The 19,840-nt window shown below is 53.8% G+C and carries 18 protein-coding genes; 8 read left to right on the top strand and 10 right to left on the bottom strand.

Features of this window, described 5'->3' with window-relative positions:
• Positions 1–157: 157 nt before the first annotated feature.
• Positions 158–865 (top strand): tetratricopeptide repeat protein, encoded by a 708-nt coding sequence (locus tag HY913_11425; GenBank protein ID MBI4963877.1) that lies wholly within the window; start codon positions 158–160, stop codon positions 863–865.
• 58 nt (positions 866–923) lie between these two features.
• Here HY913_11425 and HY913_11430 read toward each other — a convergent pair whose 3' ends face one another.
• Positions 924–1,148 (bottom strand): hypothetical protein, encoded by a 225-nt coding sequence (locus HY913_11430; GenBank protein ID MBI4963878.1) that lies wholly within the window; start codon positions 1,146–1,148, stop codon positions 924–926.
• A gap of 184 nt (positions 1,149–1,332) precedes the next feature.
• Between HY913_11430 and HY913_11435 the strand changes: the two genes are divergently transcribed.
• Together HY913_11435 and HY913_11440 are read left to right on the top strand one after the other, a co-directional pair.
• Positions 1,333–1,608: an HU family DNA-binding protein gene (locus tag HY913_11435; GenBank protein MBI4963879.1), complete on the top strand. Its 276-nt coding sequence runs from the start codon at positions 1,333–1,335 to the stop codon at positions 1,606–1,608.
• 491 nt (positions 1,609–2,099) lie between these two features.
• Complete coding sequence (locus HY913_11440) at positions 2,100–2,345, top strand: hypothetical protein (protein ID MBI4963880.1); 246 nt, start codon at positions 2,100–2,102, stop codon at positions 2,343–2,345.
• Between the two features lie 60 nt (positions 2,346–2,405).
• On the opposite strand, the gene HY913_11445 is transcribed toward HY913_11440, so the two are convergent.
• From HY913_11445 to HY913_11460, 4 genes are all read right to left on the bottom strand, one after another.
• Positions 2,406–3,023 carry a hypothetical protein gene (locus tag HY913_11445; GenBank protein ID MBI4963881.1) on the bottom strand — a complete coding sequence of 206 codons (618 nt, stop codon included), beginning with the start codon at positions 3,021–3,023 and terminating at the stop codon, positions 2,406–2,408.
• 18 nt (positions 3,024–3,041) lie between these two features.
• A complete protein-coding gene (locus tag HY913_11450; GenBank protein MBI4963882.1) occupies positions 3,042–3,593 on the bottom strand; it encodes a zf-HC2 domain-containing protein in 552 nt (183 codons plus the stop codon).
• Positions 3,590–4,120, bottom strand: coding sequence for a sigma-70 family RNA polymerase sigma factor (locus HY913_11455; GenBank protein MBI4963883.1), 531 nt, complete (start codon positions 4,118–4,120; stop codon positions 3,590–3,592). Before HY913_11455 ends, HY913_11450 begins: the two co-directional genes overlap by 4 nt.
• 405 nt (positions 4,121–4,525) lie before the next feature.
• Entirely contained in the window at positions 4,526–5,371 is an 846-nt protein-coding gene (locus HY913_11460; protein MBI4963884.1) for an RNA polymerase factor sigma-32, read from the bottom strand.
• Between the two features lie 234 nt (positions 5,372–5,605).
• On the opposite strand from HY913_11460, the gene HY913_11465 reads away from it, so the two are divergent.
• Positions 5,606–5,965: a hypothetical protein gene (locus tag HY913_11465; GenBank protein ID MBI4963885.1), complete on the top strand. Its 360-nt coding sequence runs from the start codon at positions 5,606–5,608 to the stop codon at positions 5,963–5,965.
• A 90-nt stretch (positions 5,966–6,055) separates the two neighbouring features.
• On the opposite strand, the gene HY913_11470 is transcribed toward HY913_11465, so the two are convergent.
• From HY913_11470 to HY913_11485, 4 genes are all read right to left on the bottom strand, one after another.
• Positions 6,056–8,536 (bottom strand): AAA family ATPase, encoded by a 2,481-nt coding sequence (locus HY913_11470; GenBank protein MBI4963886.1) that lies wholly within the window; start codon positions 8,534–8,536, stop codon positions 6,056–6,058.
• Positions 8,537–8,710: 174 nt separating this feature from the next.
• Entirely contained in the window at positions 8,711–8,884 is a 174-nt protein-coding gene (locus HY913_11475) for a hypothetical protein (protein MBI4963887.1), read from the bottom strand.
• Between the two features lie 30 nt (positions 8,885–8,914).
• On the bottom strand, positions 8,915–9,331 hold the full coding sequence (locus HY913_11480; GenBank protein ID MBI4963888.1) for a hypothetical protein: 417 nt from the start codon (positions 9,329–9,331) through the stop codon (positions 8,915–8,917).
• 301 nt (positions 9,332–9,632) lie between these two features.
• The gene (locus tag HY913_11485) at positions 9,633–10,235 is read right to left on the bottom strand and encodes an SIS domain-containing protein (GenBank protein MBI4963889.1); all 603 of its coding nucleotides are present in this window, start codon (positions 10,233–10,235) and stop codon (positions 9,633–9,635) included.
• A gap of 391 nt (positions 10,236–10,626) precedes the next feature.
• Between HY913_11485 and HY913_11490 the strand changes: the two genes are divergently transcribed.
• The 4 genes from HY913_11490 (at position 10,627) to HY913_11505 (ending at position 18,052) form a co-directional block, all read left to right on the top strand.
• Positions 10,627–12,627, top strand: coding sequence for an RNB domain-containing ribonuclease (locus HY913_11490; protein ID MBI4963890.1), 2,001 nt, complete (start codon positions 10,627–10,629; stop codon positions 12,625–12,627).
• 4 nt (positions 12,628–12,631) lie between these two features.
• Complete coding sequence (locus HY913_11495; GenBank protein ID MBI4963891.1) at positions 12,632–16,483, top strand: protein kinase; 3,852 nt, start codon at positions 12,632–12,634, stop codon at positions 16,481–16,483.
• A 260-nt stretch (positions 16,484–16,743) separates the two neighbouring features.
• On the top strand, positions 16,744–17,397 hold the full coding sequence (locus tag HY913_11500; GenBank protein MBI4963892.1) for a CoA pyrophosphatase: 654 nt from the start codon (positions 16,744–16,746) through the stop codon (positions 17,395–17,397).
• Positions 17,398–17,425: 28 nt separating this feature from the next.
• Positions 17,426–18,052, top strand: coding sequence for a formylmethanofuran dehydrogenase (locus HY913_11505; GenBank protein MBI4963893.1), 627 nt, complete (start codon positions 17,426–17,428; stop codon positions 18,050–18,052).
• A 219-nt stretch (positions 18,053–18,271) separates the two neighbouring features.
• On the opposite strand, the gene HY913_11510 is transcribed toward HY913_11505, so the two are convergent.
• Positions 18,272–19,768, bottom strand: a complete 1,497-nt coding sequence (locus tag HY913_11510) for an AMP-binding protein (GenBank protein ID MBI4963894.1) — start codon at positions 19,766–19,768, stop codon at positions 18,272–18,274.
• Positions 19,769–19,840: the final 72 nt, after the last annotated feature.

Raw genomic sequence — 19,840 nt, forward strand, 5'->3', positions numbered from 1 at the left:
AAACTTCTCCGCGCAGCAGCCCGAGACCAACTGACGATGGCGATCCGGTGGCTGCATCACCAAGAGATTTTCCTGCTATCCGCCGCCGGCCGGCCTCCTGCTCGTAGTTGCAGCCCGAGCCACGGAGCGGATGAACCGATAACAGTGAGGTGAGATAGTGGCCGAGAAAAAAGTTACACGCAAAGAGCTTCTAAAAGAGCCTGACGAATTTATGACCACTACCGGCCAGGTGATTACATTTGTTCGGGAAAACCCACGTGTGGTGAGCATGGCCGCGATCGTTGCCGTGGCGTGCGTTGTGGCGGTGGTGGTCTTCTTTGCTTACAAGAAGCAACAGCAAGCGCGAGGTCACGAACTCTTTGAAAAGGCAGCGGGAGATTACGAAGCCCTGGTGAGAGGACCGTCGCCGGCATCATCTGAACAGCTTGACGCTCTTTTTGAGCGTTTTGATTCCATTGCCAAGGAATATCCCGCTTTCCCCTCCGGCGAGATGGCGCTGCTGTACAGCGGTCATGTCCTTTACCAGAAGAAAGACTACGCGGGAGCTTTGGAGCGCTATACCAGATCGCAGTCCACCAGCCTGGCAAAGAGCGGTCTGGAGGCTCTGATGCTCTATCACATCGCCACCACGCGCTTCGCTCTGAAGGAGTACGAAGAGGCCAAACGGCTTTTCGAGGACCTTGCCAAAGACACGAATTCGCCATACCGCCGCGAGGCATACGCCTCTGTCGCACGCATATATGAAGCGATGAACAAGAACAAGGAGGCGGTCCAGGCTTACAAACAGTATTTGAAAATGTTTCCGGAGGCGCCGGACGCTGCTTTTGTTAAAGCCAGAATCGCTGACCTCAGTGGAGAGGGTTGAGGTCTGTACGGAATCTCAGGCGCCGCGCAGGGTCCCGGAAAAGCCTTTCCCAACTTGTTCACTGCTTCTGAACAACAACATCCATTTCAGAAACCCATACCTGGAACGAGGAATCTTCCAAGTCAATCAGGTATGACTCCCTCCGTGCCTGCTGAACGTGCAGGCTGAAGGCCTCCTGAGACAGCAAATAGTCCAAAATGCCTCTGACCTCTGCGAACGCAAGGTCGTCTTCATAGATGATCGTGAATACTTGGCCTGCGTGCAGGAACGGTATGGAATCCATGATGCCTCTCTGTAAGAGAGGATAGGGCAATGGAATGACCGCGTCAACCCGCTAGAACGGCCAAACGGTGCGGTTGAAACAGCCGGATATATCTTGACAGCCAATTTGATAGCAGGTATAAACCGGGGGGGGATTTTGCTCTCAACTGTATTGATGTATTGGCATTGGTGAAAGGAGGAATAAGATGACCAAAGCGGATCTGGTTTCCCGTATTGCGGAGCAAGCCGGGATTTCCAAGAAGGCTGCGGGGACTGCGCTGGATTCAGTGATCTCTGCGATTCACGACGTCCTGAAGAAGGGATCGAAAATCAGGGTTTCAGACCTGGGCAGTTTCAGCGTGGTTCAGCGGAAGGCTCGCCAAGGAGTGAATCCCAGGACAGGTAAGCCGATCAAAATACCTGCTACCAAGGTTCCCAAGTTCACGGCCGCCAAGGCCCTGAAGGACACTGTTAAGAAATAGCGGTTGCCGATCTCACCGCTTCTTTGCACCGGCCGGATTCCAAGAACCGGCGGGATTGTCAGAAAATCTGTGTCTACGGTACGACAGCCGGGTGTTGACCACTCGCCCTGCCGGTCAAATCTTATCCGAGAACTCTTTGTCAGGAGATTTGGGGCAATGCGGGCGGAAGGTCGATTCGACCGGACTCTCAATAGATAGGGACTGTCTCCATCAGAGATGGTCCCTATTTGCTTTAACAGGGTAGCACACCAATCATGAACTTCGTCAAAACGGACCTAATACCCATGCGCTTTTATGCCAGTAATACCAATGCACAAGCAGACGTAGAATCCTTGAATGAAAAATCACGGACCTGCTTGCGCCGGTCCGTGGCACCCAAAGCCGCGAAACATCGACGTTGTCGGGCGCCACTGACCCGGGAACCAAGTCAGTGCGGGAAGAAACCTGATGCCGGTTTAATATTCTTGAAAGCGCATCGGTATGACACGCCCATGAAAGATCTGGATACACAACAGTGCGAGGCAACCGCGGCAGAAGCCACTCGCCGGGCAATTCTGCCGGGCCGACGGCGCCTTTTGAAGCTGGCCCTGGCGATTATCTGCGCATTGCTCCCTGTACTAAGCGGTTGCGCTTCCCTTCTTGACGGAAAGTTCGTCCCCCGAGACGGTAAGGAGACTCCGTTCAAGCCACTTCATAATCCTTACGAGCCACCGCGAGATCCCACCGCAAGGGAATAACCTTGCCCCCAAGAAGCCCCATTCCGAAAACCTGTTTATCACCTTAAATGCCGACCGGCTTTATTCCTCGCCCCCATCTGACAAGACATCCGAACCCTGTAGTCGGCCCGAGGGACCGGCTGACCCAGGCGGAGGGCCCGATCCCGAGTGAGGCTGTCCGAAAGGCTGCCGCAGGCCACCCCCTTTACCCGGCTCCCTTGGCGGGCCGGGCTGGCGGTCAAGAATTGCATGGATTTCTTTGCGGAATTCCTTGAGGAAAAGGATCAATTGGGCCTGTTGGCGAACGGACAGGACCTTGGCCACTTCGTCGTACTGCGCATCATACAGCTCAGAAAGCCTTTTTCGCTTTTCTCGCACATCTGTGACGATTCGAGAAAGCTCGGCCTCGTCGGTTGATTTGGCGGGCTGCTGAAGCAATTGGCGCAGCCTTTGAAAATCGTCTTTCAGGTCCTTCTGCAGCCGTTTCCTTTCCGCCAGGAACTTGCTCCGTATTTCCATGACCTTGTTGGACGTCGGCTTGTCCAAGTCCAACGCTTCAATCATTTTCCAGACAGTCAGGGTTTCCAATCTATCCAGAAACTTGTCTTTGTCCTTAGTCTGCTGTGGGTACACAGGTGCCGCGATCCCACTGAGAGCCAGTCCCAAAGCAACCACGACAACCAGGCACATTCGCCTCATTTTTTCCCCCTTTTCGGGTCAAAGTAATTGATGCAGCTCGTCTTCCACCTCGAACCAGCCCGGTATTTCCTCGTCACTTTGAGGGATCTTGAGGTCGGAAAAAGCAACCTTGTAATCGTGGACCAAAGTTGAAGTCAAATTCTCGTCGGCAACTGGTCCGTAAAGCTCTTCAAGTTCTTGAAACAAGGCCTCGGCCATGTTTGTCCCACTCTGATCGAGCCGGTTTGTACTCGGATCGAACTCTGCCAACCAGATTACCGCGAAAACCGTTCCTGCCAAGGCAACTGCCCCAAAGGCTTTCCAGAAGAAGCCCCACGAATTCTTGGGCTCAATCTCCCGCAAGCGAGCTTGCAGAGAGGAATCGTAATACTTCCAGAACTGCTCTCCCGGATCTTCAGGAACGTCCGCGGCGATCGAAGCCAAAATGCCCGCGGTCTCTTCCCGCCACTCTTGACAATGCGTGCACCCTCGAACATGACTTTCAAGTGCATGTTTGTCCAGGCTGTCGAGCCCTTCGTCCAGCTCTCTGACAATAAGATCCGTAGCTTTGGCACAAGGTATGGTTTTCATTTTCTTGATCCGAGCTTTTCTCTGAGCGACTTCACTGCTTGAAAGAAGTTTCCGCGAGCGCCCCCTGTGGTGCCGCCCAGAATTTCCGCAATTTCTCGGTAATCGAGACCTTCATAGATCCTGAGCTGAACCGTAAAGCGTTGTTTTTCGGGAAGCTCTTCCATAGCAGAGCGCAGCCGCATCGTTTGGCGCTCCTTATCCAGTCTTTCAGGGGCCGATTCCGTTGGATCGGACAACTTCTCCAAAGCCTCCGGAACCATCGGCGGTCTTCTCTTTCGGAGATGATCTCTTACCGTGTTCATGGCAATGCTATAAAGCCATGTCTTGAAGGAAGAAGCTCGCGCGAATCTCGGAAGACCCTCGTAAGCCTTCAGAAAAGCTATTTGAGAGAGGTCCTTAGCCTCTTCCTCATCCCTGACAATTCTGAGGATCATCATAGTCAGCGGCTTCGAGTGCCTTCTCACAAGTTCCGAAAACGCTTCCGCCTCACCTCTCCGAAACGAGTCTACCAAATCCGCGTCATTCATGGTCTCCCCGTTTCTGCTATATTGGACGGATGCTGGGCTGGAACGTTATATATTCTGATGAAAAAAAAGCCCGATAGAATTTGGCTCGAAGCTTTATCTCTCCTCTGTAAAGGCAAGAGATGGCCTCCGTCCCGTGCGGTGCGCAGGATTAAAAAGCCCGGGTTCCGGCCCGGGTTTTCATCGGGATAAACTCGGGGATTGCCGGAATGACGGAGGCTGTGGCGGGCCCACGTCCCGGCGCGCAACGGATTGGTTACCTCACAGATTTGCATGAAATCCCACGTGGCCGAGAATTACTCCGTGGAAACAAAAAAAACGCCGGGCGGCCGCGTCATACCTATCGGTTGACAGAATGCGCGCCCCCGGGCGCTGAATATGCCGATGAGATCGAGAATCGAGCCCGTATCAAGCTGCGGCCGGCTGAGATCTAATATAATTGCCCCGCAGTTTATCCAGGGCCGCCCTCTCTATCTGCCGGGCCCGTTCCCTTGTAATGCCGAAGTGCTTTCCCAGTTCCTTCAGTGTCACAGGATCTTCCGACAAGATGCGCTTCTCGACTATGTACTTCTCTCGAGGGTTGAGCGTCTCCAGCGCACGGTCAGCCCACAGTTTTAGATCCAGTTGCTCCTCCAATTCGGCTAGAATCACTTCCTGGTCAGGCCTATTATCCCTCAGTGTGTCCGCGAAAGAGTCCCGTGACCTGTCACCGATGAAATCATCCAATGAAAGGTCGTGGGCCTTGAGCCGCGCCGCCATATCGATTACCTCGTCCTCGGTAACGTGGATTCTGTCGGCAAGTTTTGCCACATTGTCAAGATGATTTTCGGGGTCGCGAGGTTCGGGAAGGTCCCCAACTCTGTAAAAAAGTTTGCGCTGGGCCTGAGTTGTACCGATTTTTACCAACGACCACGAGCGGATAATGTAATTTTGAATGTAAGCCTTGATCCACCATATAGCATAGGAGATAAGACGGAAGCCTTTGTCAGGATCAAATCTCTGAACGGCTTTCATTAGGCCTATGTTCCCTTCTTGTATCAGGTCCATAAGCCTCACGCCGTAATTGCGGTATCCAAGTGCGACCTTGATCACAAACCTCAGGTTCGAGGTTATCAATATCTGTCCGGCTTGTTTGTCCCCCCGGTCTCTGTAACGAAGTGCCAACTCCGTTTCCTCTTCACGACTTAACACCGGGTAGCGCTCAATTTGAGAAAGGTATATCTTAAGACCGTCGGTCTCGATGGGATAATTCATACTTTCACCTCCGGGATTTACCGAGTTTCTGTCCATACAATTGGATGCCTATGCCGACAAAAGGTTTCACAGGCCTGGAAAGATCGAAAGGGTGGCATGGTGCGGTGCCGGGCCGTTGTACAACCGTTGGCGGGAATTGTCCGTATCGTCCGATATGGCATACTGTGGAGCGCTGCAAGGGAATTTGCACTGGTGTCGGAAGTGACGCATCTTCACGATAGTTAGGATGGAGCCATGTTCTTGGACAAATTGTGGGTACGGATTAAGGGCGATTTGCTGATCATGAAGGATGACCTTGCGGCAGGGGCCAGTCTTCGCGAAAAGGCGTCCATTCTGCTGGCAAGACTGGAAGAACTAGTCAAAGACAAAGAGCTTGAGACAAGGGAAGGAAATCAGGAGAGTCACTCCTCCAAAGGATCAGAGGAACGCGATGCAGCCTCCGGAACGAGCGCTGCGTCCGAAGACCGCGAACATGCGGCTTTGAAGGACCTTCGTCGCGAGTGGGAAGAGCTTGTGAAGCTTAGGGATGAAACGGGAGAAAAATCAAAGGATTCCGGGACACCTCCTCCCCCAAATCCTCGTAAGCTCGGGTAAACGTGCACAGAGCATTTCTCTAAAATTCTGTCGGAATGGCAGACTTACGTCGTCCCGCCTCGTGGGGTCGGATGGGCCCGCTCTGCTATATTATTCCTCAGGGTCTTCTTCCTTGGGCTCTTCTCCGCTGGGGGATTCAAATTCCTTGATTCCTTGGGCCAGGTCGTCAAGTCGTTCATTTACCAGAAAGTTGATAGTGCCTTCGGGGAATAGTCCTTCCGCGTCCGGTTCTCCCGCGGGGATGCCGGTCAGCAGTTCAATTCCTTGATCCACGTGTTCAACGGCCCAAATGTGGAATTGCCCTTCTTTCACTGCATCTATTACTTCGGGAGCAAGCATGAGGTCGCCCACATTTCGGGACGGAATCATCACGCCCTGCTTGCCGTTAAGGCCTTGAGCCTCGCAGACTTTGAAGAAGCCTTCGATTTTTTGGTTGACCCCGCCAATGGGCTGAACATCGCCATTCTGGTTCACGCTACCTGTCACGGCTATGCCTTGGTAAATGGGTTTGCGCGACAAGGCGCTCAGCAGGCCGTACAGCTCCGTCGATGAAGCGGAATCACCGTCCACCCCGCTGTAAGATTGTTCAAATGTGATACTGGCTGTTACATTAAGAGGCTTGTCCTGGGCAAATCGGTCTCTGAGAAAACCGGAAAGAATGAGCACACCTTTGTTGTAGCTCTGCCCGGACATCTCCGCTTCTCTTTCTATGTTGATGATACCGACCTTCCCCATGCTGGTTTTCACTGTAATCCTGGAGGGGCGGCCGAAAGAGAACTCGGGAAACGAGTACACGCTCAATCCATTGATCTGGCCGACCTTTTCGCCGTCAGTGTCGATCATAAGGATGCCTTCCGTGATGTACTCGTGAATCTTATCCTCCATCATATTCACGCGCTCAATCCGGTCCGCGTGAGCGCGCTCCACGTGTTCGCGAGATATGAACTCAGCATTGTCTTCGCGGGCTTTGAGATCCGCCTCGCGGATAAGATCCGCCACTCGCTCGAATTGAGCGGTAATCTTCTTTTTTCTGCCTCCCCACCGTATAGCCAATCTGGATATCGCCTCTACGCCCGAGGCGTCACAGTGCAGCAGTTCTTCCTCGGAACATACTTGAGCCATGAAGCGGCCTAGTTTATTAAGGTTTTCCGGATCATTGGGCATGTTGGAGTCAAACTCCGCTTTCACCTTGAAGATTTTGCGGAAATCCTCGTCGTACCAGTGGAGCAGGTCATAAATTTCAGAATCTCCGATCAATATGACTCTGACCTTAATCTGTATCTTTTCCGGCTTCAGCGCTGAGGTAAAAAGAAAGCTGAACGGGTCGGACTGAATTTCCAACGCGCTGGTCCGGAGGCTTCGCTTTAGCATGGGCCAGACTCCCACCTCCATCAACATGTCCCTCGCGTTGATGACAAGAAAGCCGCCGTTGGATTTCAGGAAGCTGCCGGCCTTGATGTGACGATAGTCGGAGGCCCACATTCCTTGGCGGTCCACGACGCGTTCGACGGTGCCGAACAGATTGCGGAACGTCGGTGTGGTCTCAGTCACCACCGGCGGCTTGGTGGTTTCCGAGTTATCAACCAGGACGTTGACCTCATACTCTGAAAACGCGCCGGGATCCGGCGGAACGAGCATAGGAGTCCCGGCTCCTTCGGCTCCCTGCGGCGCAGTTACCAACCTGGGTCGAAACCGGTCCAGGTGGTTCATAATGTCGGTTTCAACTTCTTCCAGATAAGCTTTGACAGCTTCATTCACATCATATTGTTCCAACAGCGGGGCCAAGGAATCACGGACCAGCGGCTTGACCCACTCTTTGGCCAAGCTTTCGACCTCCTCTTGGATGCTCTTATCTATTTGCCGGGCCTCTTTGAAGATCTTCTCCATCTCTTGAGTCAGCTCTTTGTACTTGCCCTTGAGTTTCTCAAGCTCTTCAGCGGAAAACTTGCCTTCTTCCACCAGCGCTTCCAGCTCTTCGATTTTCCTGGGATTGCCGACTACGACTGGAGCCAGATCAGGCCGCGTAAACGGCCCCACCTGAACCTGTATCATCATGAAGTTTTCTTCGCTGACTTTATTCTCGAAATTCTTGAACAGCGCCTTTTGGGCTCCCATACGCCGATTAATGATTTCGTTACGCGCTGCTTGAAACTCCTCACTCTCGAAGACGGCCGGGACTTTCTTCTTCAACGTATTGATCAGGTCTTCCATTTGTTGGCGAAAAGCCACGCCTTTCCCTGCGTGAAACCTGATGAGCCGCGGTTGATCCGTAGCCTTGAAATTATTCACGTAGCATAAGTCTTCGGGGACAGGGCCGCTGACGTTATGCTCCTCCAGGAGCTTTTCGACGGTAGCGGTTCTTCCTGTGCCGTTGGTACCTGCGACGTAGACATTGTACCCGTGGCTCTTCATTGCGAGCCCCAGTCTAATGGCTTTCACAGCTCTATCTTGCCCTATGATTTCCTCAAGGGGCTTTATGTCCGCGGTGGATTTTTCCGGCTTGGCCTCTGCAGGCGCTATCCAGGTGAGGTCCTCCCAAGGCAAACGAAGCTTATCTTTCAAATCACTCATAATTTGACTTTCCGTAAAGGAATTGATTCAGGGAAAGCTTCCCCGACTGGGTCTAATTATTGCGTTGATCTGGAAGCCTTCCTGCCAAGCGGTTGCTTGGTAGGCGGCCCTTTGAACGAAGGCGATGGGCAACGCCCCATTCGGTTTGGCTGCGACCATTCTCAGCGAGCAGGTTTACAACTTGAGCAACTCCTTGATCTCCTGTCTATCCCACGGGAACATCGGTTCCTTGGCGTCCCACAAGATGTCCAGAATCTCCTTCTCCTCCAATACTCCCCTTTGCTTCATCACTCTGATCAGACCTACCACCACCTGTCCCAGATTAAACCCGAAGTAATCTTGTTCCATTTGAAACCCCGCGGTAATCGATAAGAAGGGCTACTCGAGAAGGCCCCTTACCTGTTGCAGATAGTCTCGCAGCAGCGACAACACGTCCGCTGCAACGTCAAGGAAGCCCACCCCCACTATGAAAGCGTGCCCCATTGCAGTTGACCGCCTCTCATACCACTCCACCTGGCCGACAACCTCTACGGTCCTGAATTTCTTCCCAAGGTCCAGTTTGATCTCAAGGGAATTGCGGCCGTAGGTGGAATCCGCAAATGACAGGTGCAGGCCGTCCTTCTCCATGTCGGACGTTTCAAAGACCAATCCCATCAGGTTTAAAGATCTGGTCTGGGCCTTCTGCTCGGCTGAGCGGCGTGAGGGAGAGCCGCCGTGAACGATCGCGTACTTGAACGGAACTTGAACCTCGGCCGTCAGTACCGCAGGGGGACGTGATTTGGTTCGGTCACTCATGGTTAGCCAGCTTCGCTCTTACCGCCATTCCTTTTGGCACTAACCGTTCCAAAGTGGTTGAGCGGTATCAAATAAATGTTATTTGTAAAGACCTCAGTTGGCGCCCCGTGTTCCTGGACGCCGATTCATCGCGAATTTCGCGAGTATTCCCGCGCACGTTCGATCAAGGTCCCATGCTTTTGGCAACTTCAGTCGCCTATGTCAAGGCTCTCCGAATTGTCGTATGGGTAGCCCCTCGCGAACCGCAGAAACCGGAGAGGATCCGCTCCGGTCCACGGAATCGCCCGCGAATGTGCAATCGCTAATGCTCCTTGCCCACCCCGAAAAGTATTGTGTCAACAACCTCCACCATGGCGTGGAGAATGATCGAATGAACCTCCTGGACTCGGGGAGTGGTACCGCCTTCCACACCAAGGTAGTACTGGCAGGCGTCTTTAATCGGACTCGCGGCGGGGCCACCGATGCCGACGGTTATGATGCCCAGGTTCCGTGAGGCCTGAAGTGCTTTAAGGACGTTAACGGACTTGCCGGACGTGCTTATGCCTACCGCGGCATCGCCTTCTCTGCCAAGGGCCTTTATCTGTTTCTCAAATATATCCGAGTAGCTGAAATCATTCGATATGGAAGTGATCACGGAAGTGTCGGTGCTGAGCGCCAGGGCCGGCAGTGGGGGTCGGTCGATCATGTACCTGTTCACGAATTCAGCTGCAACATGCTGTGCCTGAGCGGCTGATCCGCCGTTACCGAAGAGCATGATTTTGTTTCCGCGGCCCAGCACCCCTGCCAAAGCATGCGTTGTTTCGTCTAGGACGTCTAGGTTTTCTTTTAGGAAATGTTCCTGGAGCCTTATACTCTCTTTGAAGATTTCCAGAATTTCGCTTTTCAAGGGCTCGGCCTTCCGCATTCTGCGCTTCGGCACTTTTCGGGGTGATTCCCTTAGCTTTACTTATCACAATAAGTTCGAATAATGAACGGGGAATTACGACGCGTTGTCAACAATATCAGATTTCGGGTGGTCTGAGGCAGTCGAGGGCAAGCAGGTCCTCACCCTTTTCATCTTGAGCGAACATGCTTGGTTTACCGACAGGGCCTCCGGTCGACGAGGAAAAAATGAGTGGCGTGCCGCCCCCCCGGCTGATAAGTTGGATAGAGTCGAGATCGGATGAAAGAAGCTCACTTGGTTTTCTTTGGGAGGCAATCGCCTGACTTAAAGAGGCCTCGGGCATACTTGGGCGAAAAGAGCCTCGCCCCGTGAATCTCGTATTTAAAGCCACATTCGTAAGAAGCGTTTATCTATGCATGTTCAAAAAAACGACGTTGTCGATTATTACGACGGTCGCAAGATTTCATGTGGATTGATACTCGATTTGGATGATCGCCGCTTGAGGTTGCTCACTGATCAGGGCAAGGAGGTGAAGATTTCACCGAATCGAGTGCTTATCTCCGAAAAACATCCTCAATTCCCGTTGGTGAGAAGCCGTGACGACCAAGTTAGGGCGCTCAAGGAAATTTCCGCACGCAGGGAAGAGCTAAAAGGCCGCATTGACCTGAAGGAGCTTTGGGAGGTGGTAGGCCCGGAGACCGGCGAGATCGACAGCAGAGATCTGGCGGAACTGGTCTTTAGCGCGCGACCGGACCCCGACGGGCCGGCATCTCTACTCAGAGCCATTTTTGAAGATCGGCTTTACTTCAAGATTCGACCGGAGGGAATCGAGATCCCCAGTCCGGAAAGAGTGGAACAGGCTCTTCTCCAAAGAGAAAAAGAAAGGGAGCGCCAAAATTTCGTCGCTCGTTCCGCGGAGCTTTTGGCCCGATTGAAGGATTCTGAGGAGATTGATCCGGCTTCAGCACCCGAGGGATTGATCGAGATGCTCGAAGAAGCAGCCCTGTACGGACGTGAGTGGGCTGAGGTGAAGCCGATAAAAGACATGTTCTCGCATGCAGGGCTCGGCCCCAGGTGGGACCCGTTCCGCGTCCTTGTCAAGCTGGGGGTGTGGCATGAGGACGAGAATGTAAGCCTCCGCGCGGAAAGGATACCCGTCGAGTTTTCTCCGGAGGCCGAAAAACTGGCTGGGGAGGCTGCGCTCAAACCGCTACCCGCGTTTGTGGAAGACCTCTCTGACCGCAATGTTATTACCATAGATTCCGAATTCACTCGCGATGTGGACGATGCGCTCTCCATAGAGCACGAAGGTGACGATGTCGTCATCGGCATACACATAACGGATGTCGCCAATTTCGTGGAACACGATTCCGAGCTTGATGCGGAGATCCGGCAGCGTGCCACGTCCATTTACTTGCCCGAAATGACCATACCGATGATCCCGCCGGTCCTCTCCGAACAGGCCGCCAGCCTGTCAGTCGGTCAGGCCCGGCCCGCTCTGAGCGTCATGGTCCGGTTAGGAAGTGATTTCTCGGTTAAGGACTTCAGAATCGTCAGATCGAAAATCCTTGTCCGAGAAAGGCTCTCGTACGAAGAAGCCGATGCACGAATATTGGAGGCGGATTCCGCGGAAGCAAAAATGTTTGCCGTGGCCTCGGCCCTGAGAGAAGGACGCGTAGCGTCCGGCGCGTTGATCTTCAAGGACCTGGAATTGTCAGTCCGAATAGCCGAGGACGGCGACATAGAGGTATCCACCAGAGACAGGGAAACCCCGGCCCAAATCCTGGTGTCCGAGATGATGATTCTGGCGAACAACCTCTTCGCCAGATTTATGAGGGACCAAAAACTTCCGGGAATATATCGCGTCCAGCCCCCTCCTTTGGAAAAGGTGGAACTCAGTGAGCGACATGACCCGGTCCTATCTTATCGCTGCAAGAAATCGCTGGCTCGAGGGAGCCTGGGCACCGAACCGGAGCCGCATTCAACTCTCGGCCTGGACGTTTACACTACAGCAACCTCTCCTCTACGTCGCTATCCCGACTTGCTGGTGCAACGACAAGTTATTTCGGCTCTGGACACGGGCAGGCCTCTTCTGTCAAGGGACGAGTTGGATAGAATTTTGGATCAGATTTCATATCGAGTGGAGAGGGCCGCGCTGGTTGAGCGAGAGCGTCAAAGATATTTCCTTCTGAAATACTTGATGGCCAAGAGGCGGGGTGATGAATTTGAGGCCGTGGTTTTGCAGAAATTTCCCCGCTTTCACCTGGTGCAGATAACAGAGTTCGGAATTAATGCCGCTTTGAATACTCCGAACAATCTTGCGCTGAATCCCCATGATAGAGCTATAATACGTATAGAGAAAATCAGTCCAAGGGAAGACAAGCTAAGTCTCGCCCTAGTGAAGTTGTTGTGAGGCCATGGCTGAGAAAAAAGTAGCCATTCGAATAATCCCCACTCCTGCCACACAGGATATCTCCCACAAGACCCTGCTGAAATTGGCCAGGATCGTCAAGGTGGACCCGGAGGCCTTCAGGGATAGAATCTCCAGCGGCAAAGCCTTGACCTTGATAGCGGAGGATCACCCGAAGGTCGAAGAATTAGTGACCCTGATCAGGTCGGTCGGTTTTTCCGTCACCACAGGACCGACTGAAGACCCTGCAAGGCGGGGCCATGGGCGTATAGGAAGGCCACGAGCCGGCGTTAAAGAGCCTGAAACCGAGTGGAAGGTTGGAGACGTAATCGAGAACCTCTACGAGGTCCAAAGGATCAAGCAGGGAGGCATGGGCGCTGTCTACGTGGTTCGTCATCGCCGATGGAATACCATGATGGCCGTCAAGTCGCTGCTACCCCGTTTGATCGAAAACGAGGACGAGCGAGCTTTATTCGTAAAAGAAGCTGAGACCTGGATTGACATAGGATTTCACCCAAATATAGCCTCATGCTACTACGTGCGAAACATCCAGGAGAGTCCAAGAATTTTCATCGAATACATTGATGGAGGCTCCATCAGCGAGTGGTTGAGCATTCGCCGGCCGGTGGGCTGGGATCTTGTGATTGATTTGATGGTACAGGTGGGTGATGGGCTCGACCATGCCCATTCCAAAGGACTGGTGCACAGGGATGTCAAACCGGCCAACTGCTTGATGACCAAAGAGGGAATTCTGAAAGTCACCGATTTCGGTTTGACCAAACGGCAGAGCCCCGCAGCGGCACTGGAATCCCACGGCCTGGAGACCGCCGTCACCTCCAGGGAAGAAATTACTGCTGCCGGCATGGGTACGCCCGGTTATATGGCCCCGGAGATGTGGATCCCTCATTCCGAGGTAGGGCCCCAAGCGGATGTTTACGCCTTCGGAGTCATGTTTTTCGAGATCTGTTGTGGTCGCAAGCCTTTTATTCTCAAACCGGGCGAGAGTCGCAGCAAGCTGGCCCTGGCCCACGTGAAAATGGAGCCGCCCAAACCGAGCGCTTTGCGACCCGATATTCCGCCGCAGGTGGAAAAAGTTATTCTCCAATGCCTGAGGAAGAGCCCGGAAGATCGCTACCCGTCGTTTCTGGCCATGCGGGAAGAACTGGAAACGGTCTACGAGAAAAGATTCAAGACACGATACCCTCGTGAGCGTCCTGACGAAATAAAACTCATCCCGGACGCGCTCAACAATCGAGCTGTTTCTTTGATGGACTTGAACCATGAGGAAGAAGCTGAAGAGGCCCTGAAGAGGGCTCTCGAATCCGACCCTCATCATCCCGAGGCGGTTTACAATCACGGAGTTCTCGGCTGGCTGCGTTCAGGCAACCCGGACTGGGACATAGTGATGCGGATGGAAGAGGTCGTGACAACTCCGGAATACTTGGGTCGTGCATCACAATTGCTGGGCCGGTGTCTACTGATCCTCGGGGACGCCACCAGGGCTTTGCAGGCCTGTGAGCGGTCTTTGTCGGCGGAGGACGCCACCGAAGAATGGCTCAAGCCTTACGCGATTGCCCTGATCGGAGCAGGCCAGGACAAAGACGCTGTAAGCCATCTTGGCACATATCTCAAGGAATTCCCCGATGATGACGAGGCCATTGGGTGGCTGGTCGGCGCGTTGGTTCGGAATGGACAGATGGAGGAGGCCTCCTCCAGGCTGCAATCTCTGTCCAAAGGGTCCGACATAGCGGGTTTGAAGCCGGAGGATTTCGCGGTCAGATTCAAGTACTCAGGATTGTCCGAAACAATGGTTATCGACGGCCATCCCGGCTGGGTAACTTGTGTTTCGCATTTTCCCAGGTCTCAAGCCTTGATCACCGGAACACGCGATCGCACCCTTAAGATATGGGACACTGTGACCGGGGAGGAGAAAAAGACGTTCACACTGGTCGGTGAACCTCCCGTGGCTCTCTGGATTTCTCCCGACGAGAGTCTGGTGGCCATAGCGTCATCTCACCATACGGCCCCCGTGAAGGTGTTGGATCTAGCCTCCGGACGTTTTGTCGGGAACCTGTTGGCGCAAGACCGTGTAACCTCAGTAGGTTTTTCGCCGGATGGGAAGAGCATCTTCACGGTGGAAGACAAGGGAGTTGTGCGGGTCTGGGAAACCGCGCAGTTCAAAGTTGCGATCACTTACAAAGTGCCGTCGCATTCGGCAGCAGCCATCTCATTCGACGAGCAGTCAAATCCGGAATTTTTTGTCGCGGGACTGGACCGTATTGTGAAGAAGGTGCGCCCCTCGGATCCTGAGGCCCTGCCTTTTGAGAAGGGACACCGAGAACCCATTACAGCCCTGAAAGCGTCCCCTGACGGCCGTATTGTGTTGACGGCCGGCCGTGACAAGCAAGCCATTGCTTGGGATGCCTCGACCGGTCGTATTGCCTCCGCGTTTCAGCCCCACCAGGAATATATCAGTGAAATCGCTATCAACCCGGTAAGGCGCCAGGCAGCAACTTACGATCCCAAAGCTGGCATCAAGGTCTGGGACCTGGCCACCGCCGCAGTCTTCAGGACCTTTCCGCCGGGAGACGCGGAGATAAATTGCATGGCTTTTACTCCGGACGGAGAAGGATTGATGGCGGGTGGCAAAGACATGACCTTGAGAATCTGGCCGGTGCACGGTCGCACTATAGTTCCTTCACTCGCTCTGGCAAAGGTAAGAGCGGCTAAGAAGCAAATGAAATCGGATCGAAAGTTCAGGGTCATGGTGGAAGCCGCAGCCAAAGCTATCAAACGGGGTGCCTATGCAACCGCTTATTCGATGTTGGAAGGGTCCCGGCAGGTCCCGGGCTATGAACGATCCGATATTGCATTAGAATTGATTATCCGAATGAAGAACCACGGGACCCGAATAGGACTAAGGGGAGGATGGAATCGCAAAACCACCGATACGGGGTCAGGAGTAAGGAATCTCTTGTTTTCCCCGTCAGGGATAAGCTTCCTGACTGCCCAAGCCGACCACACCGTACGCCTGTGGAGCACAAAAACGGGCGACTGCCTCAAGGTCCTGAAGGGCCACACTAACCTGGTCGCGTCGGTGTGTTTCTCGGTTAGCGGCCGGGAAGCCGCATCGGGAAGCGATGACCGTTCGGTCAGGATCTGGGACCTGAACACCGGAAAAAACCTGGCAATCCTGAAGGGGCATTCCGACAGCGTGAGCACTATCGCCTATTCCCCGGATGGGACCCTGCTTCTGTCCGGGTCGTGGGACGGCTCACTTAGATTGTGGCGACATCCCGAAGGGAACCTCGTCAAGACCCTGAAAGGACCTAATGACAAAATAACCTCTGCCGGCTTCCTGGGCGGTGCGGATCGAATCGTGTCCGCGGGCTTTGACGGGACCCTAAAAATGTGGGACGTGCCGTCCGGAAGGATCCTGCGCGAACTCAAGGGCCACAAAGACAAAGTAATGAGTTTAGCCGTTTCCCCCGGTTCCGATCTCCTGCTTAGCGGGTCTATGGACGGGACGGCCCGCGTATGGGACTTGAGGACAGGAGGCGCCATACGAGTGTTGGAGGCCGATAAGGGAGGTGTGCGAACCGTTGCCTTTTCCCCTGACGGGATGTTCCTCGTAACAGGAGGTAACGACGGGGTCCTGAGGGTATGGAATGTGGAACGAGGTGGCCTGCTGAGGGAGTTTCAGGGGCATTCCCGTGAAATAACGTCCGCTGGGTTTTCTCCAAACGAGCGCTTCGTTATAAGTTCATCCGCGGACGGCCTCGTTATGATCTGGGAGCTGGACTGGGAGTGGCGGTTTGATGAAAGGAAGACAGACCCCAGGCCTGATCAGTTTGCCTGATCATAGGCCGTCGGTGCTATAGTAGTTGCCAAGATTTTTTTTCGATTTGTTTCTCGAAACTGAGTGCGACTGTAGGTCTCGGATTTTTTGTAGGGGCGGACCCCCGAGTCCGCCTTTGTGTTGGCTTATCGTTGGGCTTAGGGCAGGCACGGAGGCCTGCCACCACCACATTATGGTAGCGGCCGGCGTCCCTGCCGGCCATTGCTAATGTCACTTCTTTGAAGGCGCATCGGTACAAGGGAAGTTTCGACGCAATAATAATGAACAACGACAAATCATCATCCCGCGACGTACCCTGCTTTGAGAAGATCATAAGGGGCGTCCTGGCATCCCGTGACAAGAAGGCGCTCCCTGTTGAGGGCATGACGGTTGCAGCAGTCTTGATGCCTCTGTTCCTGAAAAACGGTGCCCCTCATGTGCTGCTGACTAAAAGGTCTGATCTGGTGGAACACCACAAGGGCGAGATCTCGTTCCCAGGCGGGAAGCTTGACCCGACAGATCCGGACCTGCTGCACTGCGCGCTCAGGGAAGCCGCGGAGGAAGTCGGAATAAAGCCGGATGACGTTCGGGTCATAGGCGAGTTGGACGATTTCTACACGGTCGCTACCCATTTCCTGGTGGTGCCGTTTGTCGGCATAATTCCATATCCTTATGAATTCAAGCCCAGCGAGAGGGAGATTGCCGATTTGCTTGGGGTTCCCCTGGAGGTGTTCTTCGACCCGGACCGCATGACAGAAGCCATCTGGATGCTGAAGGGCCAGCCGATTAGCGTGATTTCCTATCGTTGGCAGGGGCACAACATCTGGGGCGCCACCGCGAGAATCATGAAGCATTTTACCGAAGTCTTGGAGGAGATGCCGAATTGCGGGGTCGACAATGGGAAGAACCCAGGCGCTTCGTTCGAGAACACTTGAAGAAACGCGGCATCACCTACGAACAACCATGAATTTGGACGAGGTGACTCAAATGACAGACCTCCCTGATTTTACTCAAGATTTTAAGGATTGTGTGCGGTTTCACGGACACGTTTGCCCCGGCCTGGCAATCGGTTATGCCGCGGCAAAAGCAGCCGTCGCGGCTCTCAGAGTGGCTCCGTCACAGGACGAAGAGGTTGTGGCTATTGTTGAAAATAATTCCTGCGCTGTCGACGCGGTGCAAGTACTTCTTGGATGCACCTTTGGAAAAGGCAACCTGATCTTCAGAGACTGGGGCAAACAGGTCTTCACCTTTTTCGACAGGAATACCGGCAAGGGAGTGCGGGTATCCCTCAGAGGGGCCATGCCCCTTCGCGAAGAGCGACACGCCCTGAAGAAGAAGATTGACGCGGGTGACGCTACCGCTGACGACAGGAAAAGGTGGGAGGATTTGCGCATCAGGGCTGTCAACGAGTTGATTGGATCCGACGGCACAGAACTATTTGAAGTGCGGGAAGTGCAAATCGAGGCTCCGCCCCGTGCTGCAGTTGTCCAAACCCTGCCGTGTGAAATTTGCGGAGAAATGACCGTCTCGAATCGCCTCGTCGAAAAGATGGGCCGAAAAATCTGCCTGGGATGCGCGGAGGCCTCCTGAGGCATCAAGCGGGTGAAAAACGTCAGAAGCATTTGCAGGCACGCCGCGGGGAAACTTCTTGAAGAAAGTTATCCCGGCACCCCGTTCGAAAACCTCTATGATCTGCAATCGCGTCTTAAGCAACCGACTAAAATAATGTTCGTTAGCCCCCAACGGCCCTCCTGCCATTTCTGCTTTGCTCACCCCGTCGTTCCCGCGAAGGCGGGAACCCAGGCAAGCTCATTCGCCGGAAATCTGTTTCTTAAGCTCCCGTTTCAAAATCTTTCCCGTCGCGCTCTTAGGCATTTCTTCTACCGTTACGCACTCTTTGGGCACTTTGAACGGGGATAATTGTGCCTTAAGTAGGAGTTGCAGTTCCTTCCAATCCACTTCCCGTCCCGGTCGGGGCACGACGACTGCGGTCACGCGCTCGCCCCACTCTTTGTCCGGAAGTCCTATAACGGCGCACTCCTGCACTTCCGGCCTGGTGTAGATCACCTCCTCGACCTCTCGCGGGTACACGTTTTCCCCGCCGGTTATGATCATGTCCTTGAGCCGATCAACGATGAAGAGGTACTCGTCATCATCAAAAACACCTATGTCCCCTGAACGAAACCAGCCATCCTCCCAGAAGGCTTTTTCTGTTTCTTCGGGATTATCCAGATATCCTCTCATTATATTGGGTCCACAAATGCAGATTTCACCCTCCTGGCCCTGTGCCACCCGATTTCCTGCGCTATCTCTGATCTGCACTTCCACACCGGGAACCGTGGTCCCCACCGAAGCGACAACGTGGCGGTAGTAATGGTTATAAGTGACAGCCGTCGCGGACTCGGTTAGTCCATAGCTTTCATGGATGGTCAAATCGGTTTGTTCTTTCCACTGCCGGACTATCTCGGCAGCCATGCTGGCAGCAGCGGAAAAGCAATACCGGATTCTCCCGAGCTTCTCTTTAATTCGATCGATCGTAAGCAGGCGGGCATAAATCGTGGGCACCGCGAAAAATTTTGTTACCCGTCCGGTGCTTGTGGCTTCCAAAACCTGGTCCAAATCGTACTTCGGAAGAATCTCAACGCATCCGCAGCTGAGTATCGTAGCGTTCATGATGTGGATCTGCCCGAAGACATGATTAAAAGGCAGAAAGCACAGGGCCCGGTCCGTCTCGGAGGAGTGCTCGCAGAAGGCGACGTTGTGACTACCCGCGTTGATGTTTTCATGGCTCAACATAACTCCCTTGGGAATCCCTGTTGTGCCTCCGGTGTAAAGGACCGCAGCCGTGTCCGTGCGAACGCAATCTACGGCTTTGAAGGCCCCTGTGCCTTGTTCCAGAATCTGTTGCAGGGGTACATCACCATCCGGGCAGATGGTTTTCTGAAAGCCTGCCGAGGTCCTCAGAGGTTCGAGGTCCCCGAGCTTTTCATCCGCAGTAAAAACCAGCCTCGGTTTGGAATGGTTGAGCAACAGGGTGAGTTCGTCCCGCCTTAGGATGCTGGATAGGGTGATAGCTACGGCGCCGGCTTTGAGCACGCCGAAGTAGAACGCGACCCAGTCGGCCGAGTTTGGAGCAAAAAGACCGATGCGATCACCCGGTTTAACACCCATTCTAATTAGCCCTGTCGCTATCCGATTGGAGCGGTCATTGAGCTGCGCGTAGCTGATCTCCGTCCCCGCCTCGCTAATAGCCGGACGTCCGGGGAAGAAGAGCGCAGACCGTTCCAAGTTTGTGGCCAAATTCATATTGTCTCTCCTCGAGAAGAATAATTCCGTTCCGCGTCAATTCGCGCCGATGCGGATTGCCAGAAATCTTGG

The sequence above is a fragment of the Desulfomonile tiedjei genome (genome assembly GCA_016212925.1).
In the GTDB taxonomy this organism is placed as follows: Bacteria; Desulfobacterota; Desulfomonilia; order Desulfomonilales; family Desulfomonilaceae; genus JACRDF01.

What these genes read in the sequence shown, in the direction of transcription:
- HY913_11480 (MBI4963888.1), bottom strand. Translation starts at nt 9,331, where the DNA reads ATGAGTGACCGAACCAAATCACGTCCCCCTGCGGTACTGACGGCCGAG.
- HY913_11505 (MBI4963893.1), top strand. Translation starts at nt 17,426, where the DNA reads ATGAATTTGGACGAGGTGACTCAAATGACAGACCTCCCTGATTTTACT.
- HY913_11430 (MBI4963878.1), bottom strand. Translation starts at nt 1,148, where the DNA reads ATGGATTCCATACCGTTCCTGCACGCAGGCCAAGTATTCACGATCATC.
- HY913_11445 (MBI4963881.1), bottom strand. Translation starts at nt 3,023, where the DNA reads ATGAGGCGAATGTGCCTGGTTGTCGTGGTTGCTTTGGGACTGGCTCTC.
- HY913_11485 (MBI4963889.1), bottom strand. Translation starts at nt 10,235, where the DNA reads ATGCGGAAGGCCGAGCCCTTGAAAAGCGAAATTCTGGAAATCTTCAAA.
- HY913_11450 (MBI4963882.1), bottom strand. Translation starts at nt 3,593, where the DNA reads ATGAAAACCATACCTTGTGCCAAAGCTACGGATCTTATTGTCAGAGAG.
- HY913_11435 (MBI4963879.1), top strand. Translation starts at nt 1,333, where the DNA reads ATGACCAAAGCGGATCTGGTTTCCCGTATTGCGGAGCAAGCCGGGATT.
- HY913_11510 (MBI4963894.1), bottom strand. Translation starts at nt 19,768, where the DNA reads ATGAATTTGGCCACAAACTTGGAACGGTCTGCGCTCTTCTTCCCCGGA.
- HY913_11495 (MBI4963891.1), top strand. Translation starts at nt 12,632, where the DNA reads ATGGCTGAGAAAAAAGTAGCCATTCGAATAATCCCCACTCCTGCCACA.
- HY913_11500 (MBI4963892.1), top strand. Translation starts at nt 16,744, where the DNA reads ATGAACAACGACAAATCATCATCCCGCGACGTACCCTGCTTTGAGAAG.
- HY913_11465 (MBI4963885.1), top strand. Translation starts at nt 5,606, where the DNA reads ATGTTCTTGGACAAATTGTGGGTACGGATTAAGGGCGATTTGCTGATC.
- HY913_11460 (MBI4963884.1), bottom strand. Translation starts at nt 5,371, where the DNA reads ATGAATTATCCCATCGAGACCGACGGTCTTAAGATATACCTTTCTCAA.
- HY913_11470 (MBI4963886.1), bottom strand. Translation starts at nt 8,536, where the DNA reads ATGAGTGATTTGAAAGATAAGCTTCGTTTGCCTTGGGAGGACCTCACC.
- HY913_11490 (MBI4963890.1), top strand. Translation starts at nt 10,627, where the DNA reads ATGCATGTTCAAAAAAACGACGTTGTCGATTATTACGACGGTCGCAAG.
- HY913_11440 (MBI4963880.1), top strand. Translation starts at nt 2,100, where the DNA reads ATGAAAGATCTGGATACACAACAGTGCGAGGCAACCGCGGCAGAAGCC.
- HY913_11455 (MBI4963883.1), bottom strand. Translation starts at nt 4,120, where the DNA reads ATGAATGACGCGGATTTGGTAGACTCGTTTCGGAGAGGTGAGGCGGAA.
- HY913_11475 (MBI4963887.1), bottom strand. Translation starts at nt 8,884, where the DNA reads ATGGAACAAGATTACTTCGGGTTTAATCTGGGACAGGTGGTGGTAGGT.